This window comes from Acinetobacter sp. YH12140, from assembly GCF_013418475.1.
Taxonomy (GTDB): domain Bacteria; phylum Pseudomonadota; class Gammaproteobacteria; order Pseudomonadales; family Moraxellaceae; genus Acinetobacter; species Acinetobacter amyesii.
Map to the genome: position 1 here is coordinate 1 of NZ_VPBZ01000040.1, position 1092 is coordinate 1092.

General features: G+C 44.3%; 3 protein-coding genes. All 3 read left to right on the forward strand.

Annotated elements, in window-relative coordinates; all coding sequences use genetic code 11:
* The first annotated feature begins 26 nt into the window (after positions 1-26).
* Complete coding sequence (locus tag FTU75_RS18215) at positions 27-440, forward strand: hypothetical protein (protein WP_180116571.1); 414 nt, start codon at positions 27-29, stop codon at positions 438-440.
* Entirely contained in the window at positions 437-676 is a 240-nt protein-coding gene (locus tag FTU75_RS18220; RefSeq protein WP_180116572.1) for a hypothetical protein, read from the forward strand. The genes FTU75_RS18215 and FTU75_RS18220 overlap by 4 nt, the downstream gene beginning before the upstream one ends.
* Positions 676-1092 (forward strand): YdaU family protein (locus FTU75_RS18225; protein ID WP_180116573.1); only part of this gene is annotated, 417 nt, incomplete at its 3' end. The genes FTU75_RS18220 and FTU75_RS18225, both read left to right, overlap by 1 nt.

The following is a 1092-nucleotide window of genomic DNA, read 5'->3' on the forward strand; positions in this document are numbered from 1 at the left end:
AAGCTAGTGAGTGAAGGGGTGGCGGCATGAGAGGATTAACTCACGGCACAAATAGTGGTTATCAGCACCATAAATGCCGCTGTCTTGATTGTTGTGATGCTAAGCGTAAATACGAAGCGGAACGTAAAGCCAGAAAACAAGAAAACCTTCCTGAGTTGGTGGGTCCAAAACCAGTTAAGCACGGCACGCATAGTGCGTATGCAAAGAAATGCAGATGCGAAATTTGCTGTGCATTTATGCGCGGGTACAACATGGGTTACGGACTCATTAGAAAAGAGAGCGGCTCCGACGAAGACATAGAAAGATTTGAAGAACAGATGATCGAAAGAGAAAGGGCTTGTGGAACTGCCGACAGCTATTCTTTTGGTTGTGAGTGCGACCTATGCTTAACAATCGGCCGTGATCTTTGGATGCGTCAGGTAAATCGAGGTGCAGCATGATCGACTCTCTATTCCAAGACCGTTTCAGTACCGACTTTAACTCTGTATTTGGTGTTGAGCGTGGTCACTTCTCATTCGGTGAATCAAAAGACCGTGCTGACATTCCACAGCATCAAAAGAATCGAAGCAATGCGCGCTCAATGGGTCGCACAACGTATATGCATACTAAGTCGTGCAAGGCATGTGGTGGTTTGGTGCGTAAAGTTAAAAATAATGAATGTGTGGGGTGTAACTAATGCATTACTACAAACGCAATCTAGGCGATTACGCTAAAAAAGCAGGGCGTTTATCCATGCTTGAACATGGTGCTTATACCTTACTCATGGATGCAATTTACGACCGTGAAGTGTTCCCAACTCTTGAAGATGCACTTGATTGGACTTGGGCTCGTGACGAAGCGGAAATTGCAGCTGTTAAATTCGTATTAACCAAGTTTTTTGAACTGCAAAATGATGGTCGATATATTCAAAAGCGCATTCAAGATGAGCTAATGGATTATAAAGCCAAAGCTGAAACTAACGCACGAATCGCCAAGCAGCGTGAAGAAAAACGCAAATCTAAAAACGAAGCGTCACGAACCGTGCACGAACCGTGTGAAGAAAAGCACGAACCGTCACCTAACCATAAACCATTAACCATTAACCAAGAACCA